The following is a 3,400-nucleotide window of genomic DNA, read 5'->3' on the forward strand; positions in this document are numbered from 1 at the left end:
GGCCGGGACCCCGCGGTGAGGCTGGGACGCGGCGGCTTTGGCGTCTCGTCCCTTCCTTCGCGTCCGATCCGGACCGGCGTCACGCGGGTACCGAATCGGACCTGACGACCTGGAGGCCCACCGCGAGCTCCGAAGCATCGTCCGCTGACACGGCCCGTCCCTCGCACGGACCGCCGGATCGGCCGGACCCCAGTCCGCATCCGGCTCCGGGTCCCGTCGAGTGATCGCAGTTGCCCAGTCCACGCCCACGGCCCCAACCAGCCGAGGAGCCTGCCGCGCCCGGGCCGGAGAAAGCCGAGGAGGCCGGGCCGGAGAAACCGGTGGCCGGCTGGCTGCGCAGGATTCTCCGCGAGATCCTCGTGTACCGCCGCAACGCCGCCTTGGCCTTCGGCGCCGCGCTGCTCGGCACGCTCGTCACGGCCGCCGTCCCGTTGGTCGAGCGGCAGGTCATCGACAACGTCGTCGTCACGCACCGCCACTCTCTCGCACCCTACGTCGCCATTCTGCTCGGGGCCGGGGTCGTCGTCTTCGCCGCCGCGTTCGTCCGACGCTACGTCGGTGGTCGGCTCTCCCTCGACGTCCAGTATGATCTGCGCGACGCCGTCTTCAGCGCCATCGAGCGCCTCGACGGGGCCCGGCAGGACCAGCTCCAGACCGGGCAGGTGGTGAGCCGGGCGATCTCGGACGTCACCGTGGTCCAGGGTCTGCTGTCCTACCTGCCGATGATGAGCGGCAACCTGGTGCTCTTCGTCGTGTCCCTTGTGGTGATGGCCTGGCTGTCCCCGCTGCTCACCGTCATCGCGCTCGCGCTGGGGCCGGCGCTGTTCATCGTCGGCTACGGCGCCCGACGCACGGTCTTCCCGGCGACCTGGGCGGCGCAGCAGCAGGCTGGCGAGGTTGCCGGAGTGGTCGAAGAAGCCGTCGCCGGCGTCCGGGTGGTGAAGGGGTTCGGACAGGAGGCCCGCGAGCTGGACCGGCTGGCGGTGGACGCCCGGTGGCTGTTCGCGCTTCGGATGCGTGCGGTGCGCATCACCAGCAGGTTCGGTGCGGCGATGCAGGCCGTTCCCGCGCTCGGTCAGGTCGCGGTGCTGGCGCTCGGCGGCTGGCTGGCGCTGACGGACCGGATCACCCTCGGTACCTTCCTCGCGTTCAGCACCTATCTCGGCGCCCTGATCGGGCCGACGCGGACCCTCGCCGGTCTGCTCACCGTGGGCCAGCAGGCCAAGGCCAGCACGATACGCATCTTCGAGATCATCGATTCGCAGCCGGCGATCATGGACCGGCCGGACGCCGTGCGCCTTGGCCGGATCCGCGGGCTGGTCGACCTGGACAGTGTCACGTTCGGCTACGTTCCGTCTCGCCCCGTGCTGCGGGACGTGAGCCTGCGGATCGAACCGGGGGAGACGGTCGCCCTCGTCGGCACGTCCGGTTCGGGCAAGTCGACGGTTGCGATGCTGCTGCCGCGGTTCTACGACCCCCAGGCCGGGACGGTCCGCCTTGACGGTGTGGACATCCGCACGGTGACACTGTCGTCGCTGCGGGCGCAGATCGGGGTCGTCTTCGAGGACAGTTTCCTGTTCTCCGACACGGTGCGCGCGAACATCGCCTACGGCCGGCCGGGTGCCACGGACGACCAGATCATCGCGGCTGCGCGGGCGGCGCAGGCGGACGTCTTCATCCGCGGCCTGCCCGACGGCTATGACACCGTCGTGGGAGAACAGGGCCTGACTCTCTCCGGCGGCCAGCGCCAGCGCGTCGCGCTCGCCCGCGCGCTACTCACCGATCCCCGCGTCCTGCTCCTCGACGACGCGACCTCGGCCGTGGACGCCCGGATCGAGGCCGAGATCCATGACACGCTTCGGACGATCATGCGTGGCCGCACCACTCTGCTCATCGCGCACCGGCGCTCCACCCTGCGCCTCGCCGGCCGGATCGCCGTGCTCGACGCCGGCCGGATCGTCGACGTCGGGACAGAGGCCGAACTGACGGCCCGATGTCCTCTGTTCCGCCATCTGCTCGCCGGCCCCGGCGAGGGCCTTTCTGACCAGCTCTCGTCCCCGGCCCCCGACCCCGGCCTTTCTTGCCTGTCCAGAGGGATAAATCAGACGCAAAAGGCTCTGGACAGGCAAGGAAGTAGGCAAGGGAAAGGAAAGGGAAATGGTCTCCGGGGTGGTGCTACCCGGGGCGGTCTCGGCCGGGAGCTCGGCGGCGGGGGCCCCTTCGGTGACATGCCGGCGACCCCCGACCTGCTCGCCCGGGTCGACGCCCTGCCCCCGGCGCTCGACGAGCCGCGGGTCGACCAGGCTGCGGCGGCCGCCCCGACCCGGCATTCTCGCTGCACCGGCTGCTGGCCGTGGTCCGCTGGCCGCTCATCCTGGGCCTGCTGCTGCTGGTGGCGGCAGACGCCGTCGCGGGTCTCGCCCTGCCGGCGTTGGTGCGGCATGCCGTCGACGCCGGCGTGAGCGTCGGGGCACGTGACGTCCTGTTCGCCACCGCCGGTGTCGCGCTGGCGGTGGTGCTGGTCAACTGGGCGGTGCAGGTGTGGCAGACCCGTGTCACGGGCCGGATGGGGGAGCGGCTGCTCTACATCCTGCGGGTGAAGACCTTTGCGCAGCTGCAGCGCCTCGGACTCGACTACTACGAGCGCGAGCTCGCCGGCCGGATCATGACCCGGATGACGACCGATGTCGACGCCCTGTCGACCTTCCTGCAGACCGGCCTGACCACCGCCATCGTCAGCCTGCTGTCCTTCTTCGGCGTCCTGGTGGCGTTGATCGTGCTGGACGCCGAGCTCGGCCTGGTCGTCGTCGCCGTACTGCCGATCCTGATCGTGGCGACGGTGGTGTTCCGGCGTCGTTCCTCCGCCGCCTACACCGAGTCCCGGGAACGGGTCAGCGCCGTCAACGCATCGCTGCAGGAGAACCTGACCGGGCTGCGCATCGCCCAGGCGTTCGGCCGGGAAGCGGTCAACCAGGTGAGGTTCCGCGAGCTCGCGGACAGCTACCGCCGCTCGCGGCTGCGGGCACAACGGATGATCGCTCTCTACTTCCCGTTCGTCGAGTTCCTCTCCCGGATCGCGGGTGCTCTCGTGCTGGGAATCGGCCCCCACCTGGCCGTCGGCGGATCCCTGTCGCCGGGAGCACTACTCGCGTTCCTGCTCTACGTGGACCTCTTCTTCGCGCCGGTGCAGCAACTGTCCCAGGTGTTCGACGGTTATCAGCAGGCCCGGGTCGGTCTGCGCCGGCTTTCCGAGTTGCTGCGGACTCCGACCTCGACGCCGTCGGCCGAGTACCCGCGACCGGTCGGACGGCTGGCCGGCGAGGTGGTCCTGGACGGCGTCCGGTTCGCCTACGTGGGAGGCACCGCCGCGCGGACGGAGAACGCGGGGCCGGGGGGAAAC

2 protein-coding genes are annotated in these 3,400 nt (G+C 70.7%); both read left to right on the top strand.

Translation table 11 applies throughout. The annotated features are described in order from the left end of the window. Nucleotides 1-230 precede the first annotated feature (230 nt). Nucleotides 231-2,462: an ABC transporter ATP-binding protein gene (locus AC08OX_RS16205; protein ID WP_476608589.1), complete on the top strand. Its 2,232-nt coding sequence runs from the start codon at nucleotides 231-233 to the stop codon at nucleotides 2,460-2,462. Then, the coding region (locus AC08OX_RS16210) for an ABC transporter transmembrane domain-containing protein (protein ID WP_476608590.1) at nucleotides 2,354-3,400 on the top strand (1,047 nt) is incomplete at its 3' end. The genes AC08OX_RS16205 and AC08OX_RS16210, both read left to right, overlap by 109 nt.

It is taken from the genome of Frankia sp. CoBUL1, assembly GCF_978021245.1.